The 15,845-nt window shown below is 61.5% G+C and carries 19 protein-coding genes and 1 pseudogene; 6 read left to right on the plus strand and 14 right to left on the minus strand.

Annotation, left to right across the window (positions count from 1 at the left end; genetic code table 11):
- Genes NKJ08_RS10045 through NKJ08_RS10060 form a run of 4 tightly spaced genes read left to right on the plus strand, consistent with a single transcriptional unit; the run spans position 1 to position 3,003 of the window.
- A complete protein-coding gene (locus tag NKJ08_RS10045; RefSeq protein WP_352527152.1) occupies positions 1–1,113 on the plus strand; it encodes a mandelate racemase/muconate lactonizing enzyme family protein in 1,113 nt (370 codons plus the stop codon).
- A 10-nt stretch (positions 1,114–1,123) separates the two neighbouring features.
- The gene (locus NKJ08_RS10050; RefSeq protein ID WP_352527151.1) at positions 1,124–1,453 is read left to right on the plus strand and encodes an L-rhamnose mutarotase; all 330 of its coding nucleotides are present in this window, start codon (positions 1,124–1,126) and stop codon (positions 1,451–1,453) included.
- On the plus strand, positions 1,446–2,522 hold the full coding sequence (locus tag NKJ08_RS10055) for a Gfo/Idh/MocA family protein (protein ID WP_352781694.1): 1,077 nt from the start codon (positions 1,446–1,448) through the stop codon (positions 2,520–2,522). Before NKJ08_RS10050 ends, NKJ08_RS10055 begins: the two co-directional genes overlap by 8 nt.
- Before the next feature lies 1 nt (position 2,523).
- Positions 2,524–3,003: a MaoC/PaaZ C-terminal domain-containing protein gene (locus tag NKJ08_RS10060; RefSeq protein WP_352527149.1), complete on the plus strand. Its 480-nt coding sequence runs from the start codon at positions 2,524–2,526 to the stop codon at positions 3,001–3,003.
- Positions 3,004–3,241: 238 nt separating this feature from the next.
- Here NKJ08_RS10060 and NKJ08_RS10065 read toward each other — a convergent pair whose 3' ends face one another.
- The 9 genes from NKJ08_RS10065 to NKJ08_RS10105 all read right to left on the minus strand — a co-directional run bounded on the left by NKJ08_RS10065 (position 3,242) and on the right by NKJ08_RS10105 (position 11,004).
- Positions 3,242–4,198 carry a C-terminal binding protein gene (locus NKJ08_RS10065; RefSeq protein ID WP_352527148.1) on the minus strand — a complete coding sequence of 319 codons (957 nt, stop codon included), beginning with the start codon at positions 4,196–4,198 and terminating at the stop codon, positions 3,242–3,244.
- Positions 4,199–4,210: 12 nt separating this feature from the next.
- Complete coding sequence (locus NKJ08_RS10070) at positions 4,211–4,969, minus strand: HpcH/HpaI aldolase family protein (RefSeq protein ID WP_352781695.1); 759 nt, start codon at positions 4,967–4,969, stop codon at positions 4,211–4,213.
- 43 nt (positions 4,970–5,012) lie between these two features.
- Positions 5,013–5,726, minus strand: a complete 714-nt coding sequence (locus tag NKJ08_RS10075; protein WP_352781696.1) for a hypothetical protein — start codon at positions 5,724–5,726, stop codon at positions 5,013–5,015.
- A 26-nt stretch (positions 5,727–5,752) separates the two neighbouring features.
- Positions 5,753–7,063 carry a TRAP transporter large permease gene (locus NKJ08_RS10080; protein ID WP_352781697.1) on the minus strand — a complete coding sequence of 437 codons (1,311 nt, stop codon included), beginning with the start codon at positions 7,061–7,063 and terminating at the stop codon, positions 5,753–5,755.
- Positions 7,064–7,066: 3 nt separating this feature from the next.
- On the minus strand, positions 7,067–7,579 hold the full coding sequence (locus NKJ08_RS10085) for a TRAP transporter small permease (protein WP_352781698.1): 513 nt from the start codon (positions 7,577–7,579) through the stop codon (positions 7,067–7,069).
- A 57-nt stretch (positions 7,580–7,636) separates the two neighbouring features.
- Positions 7,637–8,614, minus strand: coding sequence for a TRAP transporter substrate-binding protein DctP (gene dctP / locus NKJ08_RS10090; RefSeq protein WP_352781699.1), 978 nt, complete (start codon positions 8,612–8,614; stop codon positions 7,637–7,639).
- 91 nt (positions 8,615–8,705) lie between these two features.
- On the minus strand, positions 8,706–9,248 hold the full coding sequence (locus NKJ08_RS10095) for a flavin reductase family protein (RefSeq protein WP_352781700.1): 543 nt from the start codon (positions 9,246–9,248) through the stop codon (positions 8,706–8,708).
- Entirely contained in the window at positions 9,248–10,342 is a 1,095-nt protein-coding gene (locus tag NKJ08_RS10100) for an LLM class flavin-dependent oxidoreductase (protein WP_352527204.1), read from the minus strand. Before NKJ08_RS10100 ends, NKJ08_RS10095 begins: the two co-directional genes overlap by 1 nt.
- Positions 10,342–11,004, minus strand: a complete 663-nt coding sequence (locus tag NKJ08_RS10105; RefSeq protein WP_352781701.1) for a GntR family transcriptional regulator — start codon at positions 11,002–11,004, stop codon at positions 10,342–10,344. The genes NKJ08_RS10100 and NKJ08_RS10105 overlap by 1 nt, the downstream gene beginning before the upstream one ends.
- Before the next feature lie 491 nt (positions 11,005–11,495).
- Here NKJ08_RS10105 and NKJ08_RS10110 point away from each other — a divergent pair, with 491 nt between their 5' ends.
- Entirely contained in the window at positions 11,496–11,762 is a 267-nt protein-coding gene (locus NKJ08_RS10110; RefSeq protein WP_352527140.1) for a hypothetical protein, read from the plus strand.
- Positions 11,763–11,804: 42 nt separating this feature from the next.
- Here the strand turns inward: NKJ08_RS10110 and NKJ08_RS10115 are convergent, their stop codons facing one another.
- The 5 genes from NKJ08_RS10115 to NKJ08_RS10135 all read right to left on the minus strand — a co-directional run bounded on the left by NKJ08_RS10115 (position 11,805) and on the right by NKJ08_RS10135 (position 13,323).
- On the minus strand, positions 11,805–12,023 hold the full coding sequence (locus NKJ08_RS10115; protein WP_352527139.1) for a hypothetical protein: 219 nt from the start codon (positions 12,021–12,023) through the stop codon (positions 11,805–11,807).
- A gap of 3 nt (positions 12,024–12,026) precedes the next feature.
- Positions 12,027–12,206: a hypothetical protein gene (locus NKJ08_RS10120; RefSeq protein WP_352781702.1), complete on the minus strand. Its 180-nt coding sequence runs from the start codon at positions 12,204–12,206 to the stop codon at positions 12,027–12,029.
- A gap of 127 nt (positions 12,207–12,333) precedes the next feature.
- Entirely contained in the window at positions 12,334–12,492 is a 159-nt protein-coding gene (locus NKJ08_RS10125; RefSeq protein ID WP_352527137.1) for a hypothetical protein, read from the minus strand.
- Positions 12,493–12,640: 148 nt separating this feature from the next.
- A complete protein-coding gene (locus NKJ08_RS10130) occupies positions 12,641–13,078 on the minus strand; it encodes a GFA family protein (RefSeq protein WP_352781703.1) in 438 nt (145 codons plus the stop codon).
- A 26-nt stretch (positions 13,079–13,104) separates the two neighbouring features.
- The gene (locus NKJ08_RS10135; RefSeq protein ID WP_254818791.1) at positions 13,105–13,323 is read right to left on the minus strand and encodes a hypothetical protein; all 219 of its coding nucleotides are present in this window, start codon (positions 13,321–13,323) and stop codon (positions 13,105–13,107) included.
- A gap of 147 nt (positions 13,324–13,470) precedes the next feature.
- Here NKJ08_RS10135 and NKJ08_RS10140 point away from each other — a divergent pair.
- Positions 13,471–15,771, plus strand: a pseudogene (locus NKJ08_RS10140) (FdhF/YdeP family oxidoreductase).
- Positions 15,772–15,845: the final 74 nt, after the last annotated feature.

Below are 15,845 nucleotides of genomic sequence, written 5' to 3' on the forward strand. Positions count from 1 at the left end.
ATGGCAAAGATCGAAAAAATTGAACTGCGGATGGTCGACCTGGTGCCGAAGGTCAAGCGCACCGATGCGATCCAGAGTTTTGTCTCGCAGGAGACACCGATCGTCACCATCACCGACGCCGACGGCGCCGTCGGCACCGGCTACAGCTACACGATCGGCACCGGCGGCTCATCGGTGATGCGGCTCCTGGCCGATCACCTTGCGCCGCGGCTGATCGGCCGCGATGCGGATATGATCGAGGCGATCTGGCACGCGCTGGAGTTCGCCACCCACGCCACGACGATTGGCGCGATCACCGCAATCGCGCTCGCGGCCGTCGATACCGCACTTTGGGATCTGCGGGCGAAGAAGCAAAACCTGCCTTTGTGGAAGCTGGCCGGCGGCGCCAAGGACCGCTGCCCGCTCTACACGACCGAGGGCGGCTGGCTGCACATCGAGACCGAGGCGCTGGTCGAGGACGCGCTGGCCGCCAAAGCCAAGGGTTTTCGCGGGTCGAAGGTCAAGATCGGCAAGCCGCACGGCTGCGAAGATCTCGCCCGGCTGACGGCGGTGCGCCAGGCGGTTGGAGACTCCTACGAGATCATGACCGACTGCAACCAGGGCTTTTCGGTCGACGAGGCGATCCGCCGGGCCGAGCGGCTGCGTGAGCTCGACCTCGCCTGGATCGAGGAACCGCTGCCGGCGGACGACATTGACGGCCATGTCCGTCTGTCCAATGCGACTTCGACGCCGATCGCCATCGGCGAGTCGCTCTACTCGATCCGGCATTTCCGCGAATATATGCAGAAGGGCGCGTGCTCGATCGTTCAGGTCGATGTCGGTCGCATCGGCGGCATTACGCCCTGGCTGAAGGTAGCGCACGCAGCCGAGGCGTTCGACATCCCGGTCTGCCCGCATTTCCTGATGGAACTGCATGTCAGCCTGACCTGCGCCATTCAGAACGGCCGATATGTCGAGTATATTCCGCAGCTCGACGAGCTGACCGGGAAGAAAATGCGCATCGAGGACGGGCACGCATTGGCGCCGGACGAGCCCGGCATTGGCATCGACTGGGACTGGGATGCGATCAAGGCCAAGAGCATCGCGGAATTCACGACCGATATAACAAAATAGGGAGCCGGACATGCAGCGAATGGGAATGGTGCTTGGTCTCAAGCCGGAGAAAGTCGCTGAATATGTGCGGCTTCACGCCGCCGTCTGGCCGGATGTTCTCAGGATGATTTCCGCCTGCAACATCAAGAATTATTCGATCTATCTCAGGGAGCCGGAGCACCTGCTGTTCAGCACCTTCGAATATCACGGCACCGACTATGCCGCCGACATGGCGAAGATGGCAGCCGATCCCAGGACGCAGGAATGGTGGGCGCTCTGCATGCCTTGCCAGGAGCCGCTGCCGACCCGCAAGGAGGGCGAGTGGTGGGCGACGATGGACGAAGTCTTCCATCATGACTGATGATGTTTTCGATCCCGCCTCGCTTGCTCAGGCCTGGGCACAGCCGTCAAAGCCCAGACCGATCGTGATTTTTGGCGCAGGCTCGATCGTCGGCGATGCGCATTTCCCAGCCTATGGGAAAGCCGGCTTTCCGGTCGCCGGGCTTTTCGATCCCGACCACGCCAAGGCCGGAAGGTTGGCAGAGAAATGGGGCGTCACAGCTTACCGGTCGGTCGAGGAAGCAGCGTCAATCGATGACGTCGTCTTCGATCTGGCGACGCCGCCGGCCCATCATGCCGGCGTGCTCAGGGCGTTACCCGACAATGCTGTGGCGTTGATCCAGAAGCCGATGGGCAGTGACCTCCGCGAGGCGACCGAAATCCTGGAAATCTGCCGCTCCAAAAATCTCAAGGCAGCGGTGAACTTCCAGCTTCGCTTCGCGCCGATGATGCTGGCGCTCAGGGATGCGATCGCCAAGGGTTGGCTCGGCGACGTGGTCGATTTCGACGCGTGGCTGGCGCTGGCGACACCCTGGCAGCTTTGGGAATTTCTGCTGGCGGCACCGCGCGTCGAGATCGCAATGCATTCGATCCATTATCTCGACCTGATCCGGCAATTGCTCGGCGACCCCAAGGGGGTTCACGCCAAGACACTCGGCCACCCCGGCCACAAGGTTGCGCAAACGCGCACCAGCGCGATCCTCGACTATGGCGACACCGTGCGCTGTGCACTGTCGATCAACCATGATCACAAATTCGGTCGAAAACACCAGGCCTGCGAATTCCGCATCTGCGGCACCGAGGGCGCCGCCTATCTCAAACTGGGGCTCAATCTCGACTATCCGCGCGGCGAGCCGGACATCCTTGAAATCTACCCCAAGGGCGGCTCCGACTGGATTGCGGTGCCGCTCGTCGGCGAATGGTTTCCCGATGCCTTTGTCGGCCGCATGGCCAATGTCCAGCGCTACGCAGCGGGCGAGGACAGCGAGCTTGTCAGTTCCGTCGAGGATGGCTGGAATACCATGGCGCTGGTCGAGGCCGCGTACCAATCGAGCGCGGCGCCGGCAACACCGATCGCGGCGAGGCCCTGACATGGAACAGACTGTCTATTTCGAGGACTATCAGATCGGCTCGTCGCGCATGACCAGCGGGCGCACCATCACCGAGACCGACTTCGTCGTCCATGCCGGCCACACGGGCGATTTCTTTCCCCACCACATGGACGCCGAATTCATGAAGACGACGCCGTTCGGCCAGCGTATTGCCCATGGCACGCTGGTCTTTTCGGTCGGCGTCGGGCTGACGGCGAGCGTCGTCAACCCGGTCGCCTTTTCCTATGGCTACGATAGGTTGCGCTTCATCAAACCGGTGTTCATCGGCGACACGATCAAGACCCGCACCACCATCTCGGCTAGGGAAGACGACCCGAAGCGGCCGGATTCGGGTCGCGTCATCGAGCGTTGCGAAGTCATCAACCAGCATGGCGATGTGGTGCTGGTCGCCGACCACATCTATATCGTCGAGCGTCGCGATAAGCCGAGCAGAGCCTCGACGGATGGCGCTGAAATCTAAAGCCAAAAAAACCGCCTTGCGGCGGTCCTCGGTGCGAATCAGCACCATACGTAAATTAGTAGCATAGCTGCCGGCACAAAGCAAGAACAACATGTGGCGCTGTCGGCAAAAAATGCGAATTCACTTTACCTGTTCCCGTCTTTATCCGTTTGCCGAGGTCGCGCTCAAGGGCGCCTGCCCCGGAACGTTAAGGTGGAACTGTCGACAGGCAGCGGATGGTGCCGACATCGGGAATTGGTCATATCCGGTTGACCGGATATACCGGCTTGCCGCCGCGCAGGACCGATGCGACATCGGCAAACACCTTGTTGCGAACCTCGGCGTAAGACTGGGTCGAGTAATGCGCCGCGTGTGGACTGACCAGGACGGTGTCCAGCGCCAGCAGCGGATTGTCGGGCGAAGGCGGCTCCTGCTCGAACGTGTCGATGCCGGCGCCTGCCAGATGGCCGCGCCGGATCAAATCCGCCAACGCGACCTCGTCGACCAGCCCGCCACGGGATACGTTGATGAGTATTGCCCCTTCCTTCATGCGCGACAGGGCTTGCGCCGACATGATGTTTCTGGTCTCCGGTGTCGCGGGAACGTGCAGCGAGACGATGTCGGCCCTGGCCAGCAGCTCGTCGAAGCCGACCGGTTCGGCACCACCGGCCGCGATGCGCTCTGCCGGCATATGCGGGTCGTAGGCGATGATGTGGTAGCCGAAGACCCGCGCCCGCTCGGCAGTCAGCCGCCCGATCTGGCCGAAGCCGATCAGGCCGAGGATCTGCCGGTCGGGCCGCGTGATGCCGGCGCCATCGGTCATTGCAGCCCAGCGGCCGGCGCGCACCGCGCTGTCGAACTGCTTCAGCCTGCGCGTCAAGGCCAGGATCAAGGCCATGGCATGGGTGCTGACCTCCACCAGATTGGCGTCCGGCACATAGGTTACCTGAACACCGGCACGGCTGGCGGCCTCGACGTCGATCGAGTCGAGCCCTACGCCGAACCGTCCGATGACCTTGAGGTTGTTCAGTTCTGCCAGAACGCGAGCCGTGATCGGCTCCCGCAATATCATCAACGCGTCGGCGTCGCGGCAGTGTTCGATCAGGGCATCTTCTGTGAGGAGCGTCTTCTCGATAAACTCGGCGTTCAAGCCGTCGAGGTAGCTTAGCTGCTCTTCCTCGACTGACAGCACGCCGTCGGTCTTGATTATCTTCATGCCAAACTCTTGCTATGAGGCGCTGCGCGCCGAGGCGACGCCGGCGGCAAGGCCGGCGCCAAGAAACATCGTGTCGCTGGCCAGCATGTAGAAGCTGATGCCGTGCTTCGACCATTTCCCGACATCGTCTGCCGAAGGGCGAAAGATGCCGACGGCCTTGCGGGCCGCACGCGCCGCAGCCGCGATCCTGACGATCGCGGCATTGAGCTTGTCCTGACCGGCCGGCCCCATGGCGTTGATCGAGACAGACAGGTCGCCGGGGCCAATGAAGATCACGTCGACGCCGTCGACCTGGACAATGTCGTCGATGTTGGCGAGGCCCTCGGCCGTCTCGACCTGGATGGCGACCGTCAGGACATCGTTAGCCGACATGAGGTAGTCCGGAATCCTGTAGCCATAACCGGCGGCGCGGCCTGGACCGACGCCGCGTGCGCCGACAGGCGGGTAACGGCAGGCCATGACCGCCATGCGCGCTTGCTCGGCCGTCGAGACGCGCGGTACCAGGACGCCCGACGCGCCGGCGTCGAGCGCGGCGGCTATCCACTCCGGCGTGTGGCCCGGCACACGCACCATCGCAGGAACCCTGTGGACATCGGCTGCTCGGATCAGATCTTCAAGCCGCTCGCGGCCGATCTGCGAATGCTCCCAGTCGATGCACAGAAAATCGACCCCGCTTGCGGCCGCCACTTCGACCGCCACCGGATGCGGGATGGCGCAGAAGGTGCCGATGAGGCGATTGAGAGAGACACATTTCTTGCGAAAGTCGTACATGACATCTCCAGAGATTTTTCGGTGCCGGCAAAACCTGTTCGCGCTATGTGGCCCGCGGCAAAGGATGCACGGCTTCCGTCGACATCGGGAAATGCCGGCTGCCGCCTGAAAACGGCGGGAAGGTCTTGTAGTCGGCGCGCATCTCCAGCCGCGCCGGCGATTGCAGCGCGTGCGTCAGCGCCGCGGGACTGTCGAACATGACGCGATTGCGCTGCATATGGTCGACCCGCGGCCAGGGCAGCGAGCCGCAGCAATCCAGTCGCGACAGGACCTCGATGTGGCGAATGCCGGGGAAGCCCCGCATCAATTGCGGATGATGCGTCACATAATGGTAGAGCCAGACATTCATGTCTTCGGCCGGCCCGGGATAGTGGACAAGATAGCTGCAAGGGAGCCCAGACGTCTTGACGCCAGCGTCATCGACGGGAAACGGACGCACGCACATTGCCTGCTGCGTCGGCCTCGAACCGGCGATGCTCGACAGCATACCCGGTGCAGCAAGCGCCTGCAGATGTCCGGACGGCGCGAGCGCCGCCTCCATGTCTGCCAACTCGTCGAAATAGAGCTGGAAGCCAAAGACTGGCGGTGGACCATCCTTGTTGAACAGGTCCGTTGCCACTTCGGGCAGATAGATGTTTGCAAGCGCAAGGCCCGGCGTTGATGCGATCACGCGCCGCACAGCGTCCACATCGTCACGGGCGATGACCAAATTTGCCTCGCGGTCATCGTGGAAGAAAGCAAGATAGGCAAAGCGCATGTGGACACCTGCTGGATCGAGTTCGACTAGATCAAATTCGGAAGAAAGAGGGCGATCTGCGGAAAGAGGACAATCAGCAGGATCAGCAGAAGCGTCAGCGCGATATAAGGCGCTGCGGCCATGGCAACCGTTTTGAGCGACGTGCCTTTCGGCGCAACACCGATCATTATGAACAGCAGCAGACCAAACGGCGGCGTGGTGAAGCCGACCTCGTAGGCGAGCAGCAGAATCAGCCCGAACCATACCGGCTCGTAGCCGAATTGCTGGGCGATCGGCAGGAAGATCGGCAGCGTGATCAGCATCATCGAGACCTGATCCATGAACATGCCGAGCAGCAGGATGACAAGCACCATCATGAGCAGCATGGGATACGGTCCAAGATCGTAGCCGACGATGAACTGGATAAAGCCGTTGGAGGCGCCGGAGAAGGCGAATATCTGCGAGAACGTCGTCGAAGCCGAGATGATCAGGAAGGTCATGCCGGTGACCTTCATCGCGTCGTCCAGCGACTTCCAGACAACCGACCAGCTGAACCGCCGGTAGACAAACAACAAGGCGAAGACGGCGGCACAGCCAAGCCCTGCCGACTCGGTCGGCGTCGCTATTCCAAGGATGATCGTGCCGACCACCATGAACACGATGACGCTCATCGGAATGATGTTGACGGCAACCGCCCTCACCTTCTCGGCCGCAGGAACGGCGGGCACCGGATAGTGCGGAGCGGCGTCCGGGTCGATCTTCGTCTGTGCGAAGATCAGGGCCGCGTACATGACAACGAGAAGCAGTCCGGGCAAAGCCCCCGCTATGAGCAGCGCGCCTACGTCAATCTGGGCCAGCGAGCCGAGCAAGACGGCCAGCGAGGATGGCGGGATGATGACGGCAAGGCTTCCGGCGCCAAGCACCGGGCCGTAGGCCATATGCGACTTGTAACCTCGCTTCAGCATCTCGGGCACCATCAGCGAGCCCATCATGCCGGTATTGGCGAGGCTCGAGCCTGATAGCGCGGAAAAGATGGTGCCGGCGGCGAGGACGACATAGGCAAGACGTCCGCGCAGATTGCCGATGCACAGGTCGAGCGCGTAGATGACCTTCTCGCCGAGGCCGGAGCGGAAGAACAGGCTGCCCATGACAAGAAACATCGGCAGCGGGGCAAGCGCATAGGTCGAGACAGCGTCGGAGAAGTTGGCGACCATCTGCGTCACGCCGATCGAACCGCCGAAGAACAGGTACAGCCCGATCACATTGGTGACGAAAAACGCGAAGGCGACTGGCAGCCCGAGGCCCATCAACACAAGAATGGTGCCAACGAGCACGGCGAATGGAAACAGCCAGGCCACTACTCAGAGCCCTTCCATTTCCAGCGGATCGAGCGTGTACAGCGTGTCACGGCCGAGCAGATATCTGGGCCATTCCAGCGCCGAGAGATAGAAGGCGAGCATGATGGGCAGGAAGACCAGCCATTTCGGCATATCGAAACTGCGCGTTTCATATTCGCCGCCCGCCACGGCGCTTATCAGGGAAGACAGAGCGACGCTGCCAAGGTAGAGGCTGACGGCAATGCAGGCGAGATAGACCAGCTTTTCAAGCACCGCCCGTGCCCGCACCGGAAGCGCCTGGCGCAGGAACTCGACGAAGACATGGCCCTTGCTGTGGACCAGCCAGGGCATTGGCAGAAATGCCGCGTAGAGCAGACCGTATTCCGTCGCCGACACCGCCCAGGCAAGCGGCCTCAGGCCCAGATTGCGGACGCACACATCAGCGACCACCGCGACAATGATCAGGCCAAGCACCACTTTTGCCGCCGCGGCAAGCGCAAGGCTCAGCTTTCCGATCGCTGCAAACAATCTGTCCATTCCCGACGACCCTCATGTCCACCTTGATGAAGGGCGCACCAGCGCCCTCCGTTCGGACTACTGAAAGAACTTCTTCAACTGATCGATGTTGGTGGGATCGCGTTTGGTCATTCTCGCCCAGCTCGCCTGCGTGGCAGCCGCCAGGAATTTGTCGCGGCCGGCGCCGGTCAAGCTGATCACCTTCTGCCCGCCGCCGATCATCGCCTGTGCCTGCTTTTCGGACTCGGCGAGATTGGCGTCGTAGCTCGCGCGCTCGTATTCGACGGCCGTGTCGGCAAGCAGCTTCTGCGCCTCGGGCGACAGCGTGTCCCATTTCGCCTTGTTGATCGAGATCAGCACATCGGTTTTGAAGAATTGCGGGTCGACACGGTATTTGGTGAATTTGTCCCAGCCGAAGGACGCATAGCCAAATACCGTATACGCGTTGGCATTGACGACGCCGCGCTCGAGCGAGGTGTAGACATCCCCCGGCGCTTGCACGATCACCGTTGCGCCCAAGGATTCAAGGAAATCGCGGTAGAGCGGCGACGAGCGGATCTTCAGACCGCTCCAGTCGATGCTGCCTTCGCTGTTGAGCTTGGGTTCGTCAACGGTGAAGACGTTGAAGCCCGAGCCCGCGTCGACATGCGCCAGCAGGTAGGCATTGGCCTTCTTCTCGAAAATTCCGTTGATGAAATCCCAGCCGCCATTGTCGCGGACCTCCCACGGCGTCTTCGTCGACGCGGAGAAAACCTCGCCTTCGGGCACGAGCTCCAGGAACTGCCCTGCCGGCGTGTCGATCACGTCGATCAGGCCGCTCCTGAGCGCCGCGCCCTGCTGAATCGGCGGAATGACCTCCGGCCCGCCACGCACATTGATCTGAACCACGCCTTTGCCCTTTTCGTTCACCTTCTGAACGAACTTCAGGAAGCTCTGGGCGTAGCCGTTCTGCGTCGGCGTAAAATGCACGGCGTTGAGGACAACCTCTTCGGCCGTGGCGATACCCGCTACACCCGACATGAGTGCAGCCAGAACAAGGGATTTCCAAATGCGCATTGCCGTACTCCCTCTGATAGTTCGCCCATGATCTGGCCCATGATCGGGTCGATCTAAAATTGCAATCGCTGCGCCGTCGCGTGAACGGCGGTTAGTTGACATCATCTCCTACTGTCAGGAACCGCCCATGCGCATAGAAGACCGGCGACCGGTCAGCGCGATCCAGCGCGACGCCTGAGACGATGCCGATGACGATCATGTGCGACGCCCGCACAATGATTTCGGCCACCCGGCATTCGAACATTGCACGCGCGCCGATAAGCAAGGGCGCGCCGGTTTCGCCACGCACCCATGATCCGGACGAGAACCGCGCGGCGCCCTTGGCTTTGGTCATGCCGCCAAAGGCACGTACAACGTTCTCCTGGTCGCCGGCGGGAAGATTGACCGAAAACGGCAATCCTTCGCGAATGGCCGAGGCAAAGGTGCTGCCGCGGTTGACGCAGGCCAGCAGCGACGGCGGCTCGGCGCTGAACGAGCAGAGAGCCGTCGCCGTGATGCCGCAAAAACCGATCTCGTCATGTTCCGACGCGAGGACGGCGACCGAGCCCGCCACGGCCCGCATCGCCTGCTTGAAGGCGCGCGGATTGATGGCGTCGTGCCCATGCACCCACGTCGGAATGGCGGCCGCCGGCATCAATTTACTCGAAGCCCGGCCTGGCGCATCAGCGGCAGCACGCGGTCACAGAAGAAGGGCAATTCGTAGGTGTAGTTGACGAATGTGAGGGCGGCACCGGAATAGCCCTGGTCCATGATCTCAGTGAGATCGTCGACGATCTTTTCCGGCGTGCCGATGAGCGGGAACGTTCCGGCACCGCCGGCGAACCTTTGCCGATATTCGGTGAAAGCCTTCGCATCGTGCGAGTTCGCGAATTCCTTCTTCTTGCGCATGTGCTCGTCGACGGCACCCTCGTCCGCGCATTCCAGCGCGTAGTGCCGGTAGTAGTCCTCGGCTTCCTGCTGGGTCTCCCGGCAGACGACGTGACAGACCGTATAGACGCCGACTTCGCGTCCGACTTCGGCCGCTCGGTTTGTGATGTCGACCACATGCGCACGGCCGTCGGCGATTTCGGAAAAAGTCGAAAACAAATAGTCGCAGTGGCGCGCTGCATAGTTGCGCCCCGGCGCGCCGAAGGCGGCGTTCATGGTCACCGGTCGTGGCGCCTGCAGGCTTGGCGGGCGGCTGACGACCCCCTTCAGATCATAGAACTCTCCGCCGAAGTCGAACGGCTCCCTCGATTGATAGGCACGCACGATGATGTTGATCCATTCCTCGGCCTGATCGTAGGTTCGATCGCCGACCGTCTGCCCGAACATGGCGAACTCGTCCGGGTTCCAGCCGCAGACGATGTTCAAGCCGGCCCGGCCATTGGAGATGTGGTCGACCGTCGCCAGCGCTTTTGCAGCCTGCAGCGGATGAACCAGCGGCACATGCACCGTCATGAACAGGCCGATGTTTTCCGTGGCGACAGCAAGACCCGCCGCCCAGGTGAAAGTCTCGAACGACCATTCCCGCACATGCGTCAAACCGCCGAAGCCGCGCCAGCGGGCGATCGGCAGCAGAAACTCCAGGCCGGCGCGATCGGCGACGCAGGCAGCATTGAGATTGTCTTCCCAGCGGGCACGCCAGCGCTCGGGAACGGTGGTCATTGCCAGGCCGCCATCGGCGTTCATGGAAAAGACGCCGAGCTTGAACCTGTTCGGCCCTTTCAGCGGGTGCTGCTTCCTGATCATGATTTCCCCCGCTGCGACATGCTCTCACCTTCGCCGGTGGAATGTTGAGACGGTGGGCTCAGCTTCATGAAACGCTCCTCGGCGTTCTGAATGAAGTGGGTCATGCGGTCGTAAGCGGCGACGGCGTCGCGCTTGACGAATGCCTCGTAGATGGCGCGCATGCCGGCAACGATAACGGCCTGCGTCGGCTGGTGCGACAGCGTCCTTAAACGGACGACGAGCACGTGGTCGGCGAAGCGGGCAATCGTTTGTGAAAGGCGCTCGTTCTCGACGGCACCGAGCCAACAATTCCTGAATGCCGAGTTGGCCTGGAAAAAGCGGTCGGCATCCCCGGCGGCGGCCGCTGCCTCTGCCTCCCGAAGCGCGGCTGCCAGCGTCTTGAGGCCAACGGCGTCAAGTGTCCGTGCGGCGTGTGCGGCGGCCCGCGGCTCGAGCAAGCGGCGGACCTCGAAGATGTTGGCGACATCCGTCGCGGTAAGCGTGGGCAGCGTGAAGCCGCGTGTCGTGCCGACGAGATAGCCCTCATGCACCAACTGCATCAACGCGTCGCGGACAGGCATTCTGGAAATGCCGAGCTGGGCGGCAATATCGACGTCGACGAGTTTCCGGCCGGGCGCCAGTTCGCCGCGCTGTATCGTCAGGCGGATAGACCTGGGCACGCAGATTGCCCTCGCCAACCCGTTTGAGCTCTATCGTTTCCGTCATCCACGCCTTCCCATGCGGAGATTTCGTATATCGTTTGAGGCTGTGTTCTCGCGGTCGTGCCGTTGAAATGCAGCCACGTATCGGCAGAAATCCACCTGTCAGCCATGTTCCCGGCTCAAGTGGAGCACAGGCTGGATCACCTGGCAAGATGTTTTAAGTGTATAATGTATACTGTTTGAGTTCGCTGTCCGGGGGCGGAGGATCGCGCCATCTGTGCTGCCGCGCCGCGCGACGGCGGGGACAGCTAACGATCCGCGCGGTTCGGTAAAAAACGTACGGACGTTTTTCCGTGACACATCGAAGCTGGTGGATTTAACTAAAATTACTTGCGATCTGCGCGCGCCGGCACGCCCACCCCGATCCCCTCGCCGGTACGCATTACTGGATCGCCCGCCGTATCGAAAGGTGCGGCGGGCTTTTCGTTTCGTTTGGCGGGGAGGCACTTATGCGAGACTTGCCCAGGAATATCGACGCAGACGTCGTGATCGAAATCAGCAAGCTGCTCGACGACCGGGCGAAGTCCGTGCCGGTGCCGGTGCACAAGCTGGCGGCGATGATCCGGCTGGGCGTCGAGACGCGTCTGACCAATCACTCCATCGAAGAGTTGATCGTGGAGATGGCCGCGACGCGAGGGCTTCCGATGTTGTTCGATTTGCCCGTGGTAAATGTCGACAATGTCGTTCCGTTCGCCTCGGCGCGGCGTCCCCGCTGACACTTCGCTCGACCCCGCCGATCGTCGCGTCGCCGCCCGACTTCACTTGTCCTGATGCGCGGGCCGAGTGTCGCCTTTCTTTTCGGGGTCGTGGGTATGGTGGCTGTCGCGTTCGCCGCCGCCGCCGGAGATCTTGCTGTGGCTGCGACGGTCGGAGTCGGCCGGCGGCTTTTCGACGCTCAGCGGCTTCTTGGCGTTTTCGTGCGCGGCGCCGGGACCGCCCTGGCGGATGCTGGCAGGAGTCTTCTTCGACGTGGACATGACCTAGCGATCCTGGACGTTGCCTTGATGGGTGGTGTTGACCCTCGTATTGCCTTGCTGGCCCTGCTTGTTGGGATCCGGAACGGCAGATTGCGGTGCCTGGTCGGCTGCTATCGATTTTTTGTCACCGGCGCCCTTTGGGCTCAGATTCTTCGGCGGCACAGGGGGAGGTTTTGTGCTCATGGCGTTTGTCCTTCCGCCACCCAAACAAGCGGCTCGGGAGAAAGGTTCCCGAGGGTCCGACACTAACGGTGATTGCCGCAACGAGCCGGGTCCACAGGCCGTGGCTTGGGGCCGGCGGGATCCAGGATTATTTCTTGATGATGTTTCCGTTGTTCAGATCGAAGGCCTGGGCACCGAATGCCTGCCTGAAGAAATCCTCCTGCAGATCGCCCCATTCGCCGAGATAGGCGCCGCAATTGCTGCAATGGATCGGCGTCGAATCCTTCGCGTTGTCGGGAATCTCCATCAGGATCGTCCCGCACGCCTTGCAATCGAGCTTGTCATCCAAACGGCGGCCCATTAGCCGATAATTGCGCGTTTTCGGCCGCGCGCCAATTGTCGTTTTCGTACGAAGCTGCGAACGGTACGTTTTCCACCTGCAGGCGGGCAGTAGTCTATCGGTCTGCCGGATTTCCGAACGCCGGATCGCGCCGCCTCGAATACGTCGCCACCCGCGGCAGGTCGTCTGGAAAGTCGACCCAGGGCAGCCTCATGTCCCAATATGCGTGAGCTTGTGGCGGAAACCGTTCGGGGTGGTCGAGAAAACCGATCGCCAGATAGAGTTCGTCGGGCAGGCCCTGGTCAACATAGCCGATCGATGTTCCGCAATCCGCACAGAAGGACCGGAGCACGCCGGGGGTTTTCGAAAAGGTCTTCGGTATGCCGGTGAGCAAAGTGAGTTCAGAAGGCCGATAACCAACCCACACCGTCAGAGGGCTTCCTATCGCCTTGCGGCAGTCGTCATCGTGATCGGAGCAAATCCAGAAAGGCTCGCCGCGCATCTCCGCCGTTATGGCGCCGCAAAAACAGGACCCCGTTTCAGTTCGTGGCATTGCCTACCTTCATTGCTGAGTCTCACTCATTGCTGGCCTGGCATTTCGGTATTTTCCTTGGGGTTCTTCTTGATGCCGGCGGCAGGCGAGGTATCTGCCGGAGCATTGCCACCCTGGTTCTGCTCAGGGGCTCGTTTGAGCGGCGACGTCTGCCAGCCCATATCGCCGTACAAAAAGCCTATGAGAAAGCCGACGATGATGATGGCCGAAATCACCATCGCAATTAACGCGTTACGTCGCTCCATTTCGCGCGACTCCTTTCTTCGAGCCGAACAAACGATGGCGGATATGGTTCCGGCGAGACGGAACGGTGTGACGGTAGGGACCCGGCCCGGAACATTCAGCCTTACGGCGGGTTCTTATGAATGCTCTTCTTACAGGGAGTGGCTTGCATGAAACCCGCCGTAACCGATCGCATCGAAACCAAGAGATACGACCACCCGACAGGCGGCTGAGGATCGCTTAAATCCCTCGTCCGCAAGGCGCGTGGCGAAGGCCTGCTGTTGTCCGGGATATGGAGCACGCTGCTCAAGCAGAACAAGGCCGACGGCTATATGTGCGTGTCTTGTTCATGGGCAAAGCCAGCCCAGCCGAGGCCTTTCGAGTTCTGCGAAAACGGCGCCAAGGCCACGATGTGGGAGCAGACGAAGCTGCGCTGCGAACCCGCTTTCTTCGCCGAGCACCCGGTGACGGAATTGCTCGATTGGCCGGACCACGATCTGGAGAAGCAGGGCAGGCTTACGGAGCCCATGCGCTACAACGCCGCCGTCGACCGTTACGAGCCGGTTTCCTGGGAAGATGCATTCCGCGACATAGCTGCCGAGCTGCAGCGGCTCGATCCAAAATCGGTGGTGTTCTACACGTCTGGCCGGGCCTCGCTCGAGGCTTCCTTCATGTACCAGCTCTTTGCGCGGATATATGGGTCTTCGAACCTGCCCGATTCGTCCAACATGTGCCACGAATCGACCTCGGTCGGCTTGCCGGAATCGATCGGTTCGCCGGTCGGGACCGTGCAGCTCGAAGACTTTGCGAAATGCGACATGATGTTCTTCTTCGGACACAACACCGGGGTGACGGCGCCGCGCCTGCTGCATCCGCTGCAGGAGGCACGTCGACGCAACGTGCCCGTCTTCACCTTCAATCCCTTGCCCGAGCGGGGACTGAAGCGCTTCAAGAACCCGCAAAACCCTGTCGACATGCTGTCGCCCGGGCCTGGCACCAAAATGTCCAGCGACTTCTTCCAGGTTCGTTCCGGCGGCGACATTGCCGCGATGACGGGCATCGCCAAAGCGTTGCTGGCGCTCGATGATGCCGCCCGCGAAAGCGGCAGGACGCGTGTCCTCGACACGGCTTTCATCGCCGAGCACACGCATGGCTTCGCCGAGTTCGAGGCCTTCCTGCGCAACGCCCAATGGAGCGATATGGTGGCGCGATCCGGCATTGCGCAGACCGACCTGGAGCATGTCGCCGAGGTCTACAGCCATTCCAACGCCGTGATCGGCAATTACGGCATGGGCCTGACCCAGCATCGGCACGGCACAGAGAACGTCCAGATGCTGTGCAACCTTTTGATGATGCGCGGCAATATCGGAAAATCCGGCGCCGGCATTTCGCCGCTGCGCGGCCATTCCAATGTCCAGGGGCAGCGCACCGTCGGCATATCGGAAAAACCAGAGCTCGTCCCGCTCGACAAATTCGCCGAATTCTACGCCTTTGAACCGCCGCGCGAAAAAGGCCTCGATACGGTCGAGACCTGCGAAGGCGTCATCGATGGATCGGTCAAGGGCTTCGTCGGGCTGGGCGGCAATTTCGTGCGGGCCGTTCCGGAAACCGGCCTGGTCGAGAAAGCCTGGCGTGGGCTCGACCTGCATGTCGAGATCGCGACCAAACTCAACCGCAGCCATCTGATCGCCGGCCGGACAACCTACCTGCTGCCTTGCCTGTCACGGCTGGAAAGAGATCATCAGGCGAGCGGCGACCAAAGGGTGTCGATCGAGGATTCCACCGCCTGTATCCACGGCTCGTTCGGATCGCGACCTCCGGCTTCGTCACATCTGCTTTCCGAGCCCAGGATCGTCGCCGAACTTGCCAAGGCGACGGTGCCAGGCAGGAGTTCGATCCAATGGGATGAGTGGGTTGGGGATTATTCCCGCATCCGTGACGAGATCGAGCGCTGCTACCCCCAACATTTCCGCGACTTCAACAAGCGTTTCCTGACACCCGGCGGCTTCCATCGCGACATCACGGCCAGCAAACGGGTATGGGAGACGCCGAACAAGAAGGCCAACTTCAAGCTGCCAAGTGGCCTTGAAACCGATCCTGACATCGATGTCGCCGGCCGCGATGTGCTGACACTGATCACGGTCCGCTCCAACGACCAGTTCAACACGACCGTCTACGGCTACAACGACCGGCTGCGCGGCATCAGCGGCACACGCATGGTGCTGTTGATGAACGAGAAGGATATCCAGCGCCTCGGTTTGAGCGCGGGACAGGAGGTCGATCTCGAAGCCAATGCGCAGGATGGTGTGGAGCGCCGCGTGCGCGGGCTGCGCATCACGCCTTTCTCGGTTCCGGAAGGAAATTGTGCCGGCTATTATCCCGAGCTCAACCCGCTGGTTCCTTTGTGGCACAGAGCCGAGAAGGCTCATGTTCCGGCAGTCAAATCGGTACCGGTGCGGATATTGCCATAGGCCGGCCATGGGGTCTGGCTCGCAATGGCGGAGCAATGCGGCCTGCCACAGGTTCGGCGGCAGCGTGATGGAAA

The organism is Mesorhizobium sp. M0244 (genome assembly GCF_040321795.1).
In the GTDB taxonomy this organism is placed as follows: Bacteria; Pseudomonadota; Alphaproteobacteria; order Rhizobiales; family Rhizobiaceae; genus Mesorhizobium.

Bases quoted from the DNA above. Each gene is read 5' to 3' on its own strand.
- NKJ08_RS10045 (WP_352527152.1), top strand. From the start codon at position 1: ATGGCAAAGATCGAAAAAATTGAACTGCGGATGGTCGACCTGGTGCCG.
- NKJ08_RS10050 (WP_352527151.1), top strand. From the start codon at position 1,124: ATGCAGCGAATGGGAATGGTGCTTGGTCTCAAGCCGGAGAAAGTCGCT.
- NKJ08_RS10055 (WP_352781694.1), top strand. From the start codon at position 1,446: ATGACTGATGATGTTTTCGATCCCGCCTCGCTTGCTCAGGCCTGGGCA.
- NKJ08_RS10060 (WP_352527149.1), top strand. From the start codon at position 2,524: ATGGAACAGACTGTCTATTTCGAGGACTATCAGATCGGCTCGTCGCGC.
- NKJ08_RS10065 (WP_352527148.1), bottom strand. From the start codon at position 4,198: ATGAAGATAATCAAGACCGACGGCGTGCTGTCAGTCGAGGAAGAGCAG.
- NKJ08_RS10070 (WP_352781695.1), bottom strand. From the start codon at position 4,969: ATGTACGACTTTCGCAAGAAATGTGTCTCTCTCAATCGCCTCATCGGC.
- NKJ08_RS10075 (WP_352781696.1), bottom strand. From the start codon at position 5,726: ATGCGCTTTGCCTATCTTGCTTTCTTCCACGATGACCGCGAGGCAAAT.
- NKJ08_RS10085 (WP_352781698.1), bottom strand. From the start codon at position 7,579: ATGGACAGATTGTTTGCAGCGATCGGAAAGCTGAGCCTTGCGCTTGCC.
- dctP (WP_352781699.1), bottom strand. From the start codon at position 8,614: ATGCGCATTTGGAAATCCCTTGTTCTGGCTGCACTCATGTCGGGTGTA.
- NKJ08_RS10095 (WP_352781700.1), bottom strand. From the start codon at position 9,248: ATGCCGGCGGCCGCCATTCCGACGTGGGTGCATGGGCACGACGCCATC.
- NKJ08_RS10110 (WP_352527140.1), top strand. From the start codon at position 11,496: ATGCGAGACTTGCCCAGGAATATCGACGCAGACGTCGTGATCGAAATC.
- NKJ08_RS10115 (WP_352527139.1), bottom strand. From the start codon at position 12,023: ATGTCCACGTCGAAGAAGACTCCTGCCAGCATCCGCCAGGGCGGTCCC.
- NKJ08_RS10120 (WP_352781702.1), bottom strand. From the start codon at position 12,206: ATGAGCACAAAACCTCCCCCTGTGCCGCCGAAGAATCTGAGCCCAAAG.
- NKJ08_RS10125 (WP_352527137.1), bottom strand. From the start codon at position 12,492: ATGGAGATTCCCGACAACGCGAAGGATTCGACGCCGATCCATTGCAGC.
- NKJ08_RS10130 (WP_352781703.1), bottom strand. From the start codon at position 13,078: ATGCCACGAACTGAAACGGGGTCCTGTTTTTGCGGCGCCATAACGGCG.
- NKJ08_RS10135 (WP_254818791.1), bottom strand. From the start codon at position 13,323: ATGGAGCGACGTAACGCGTTAATTGCGATGGTGATTTCGGCCATCATC.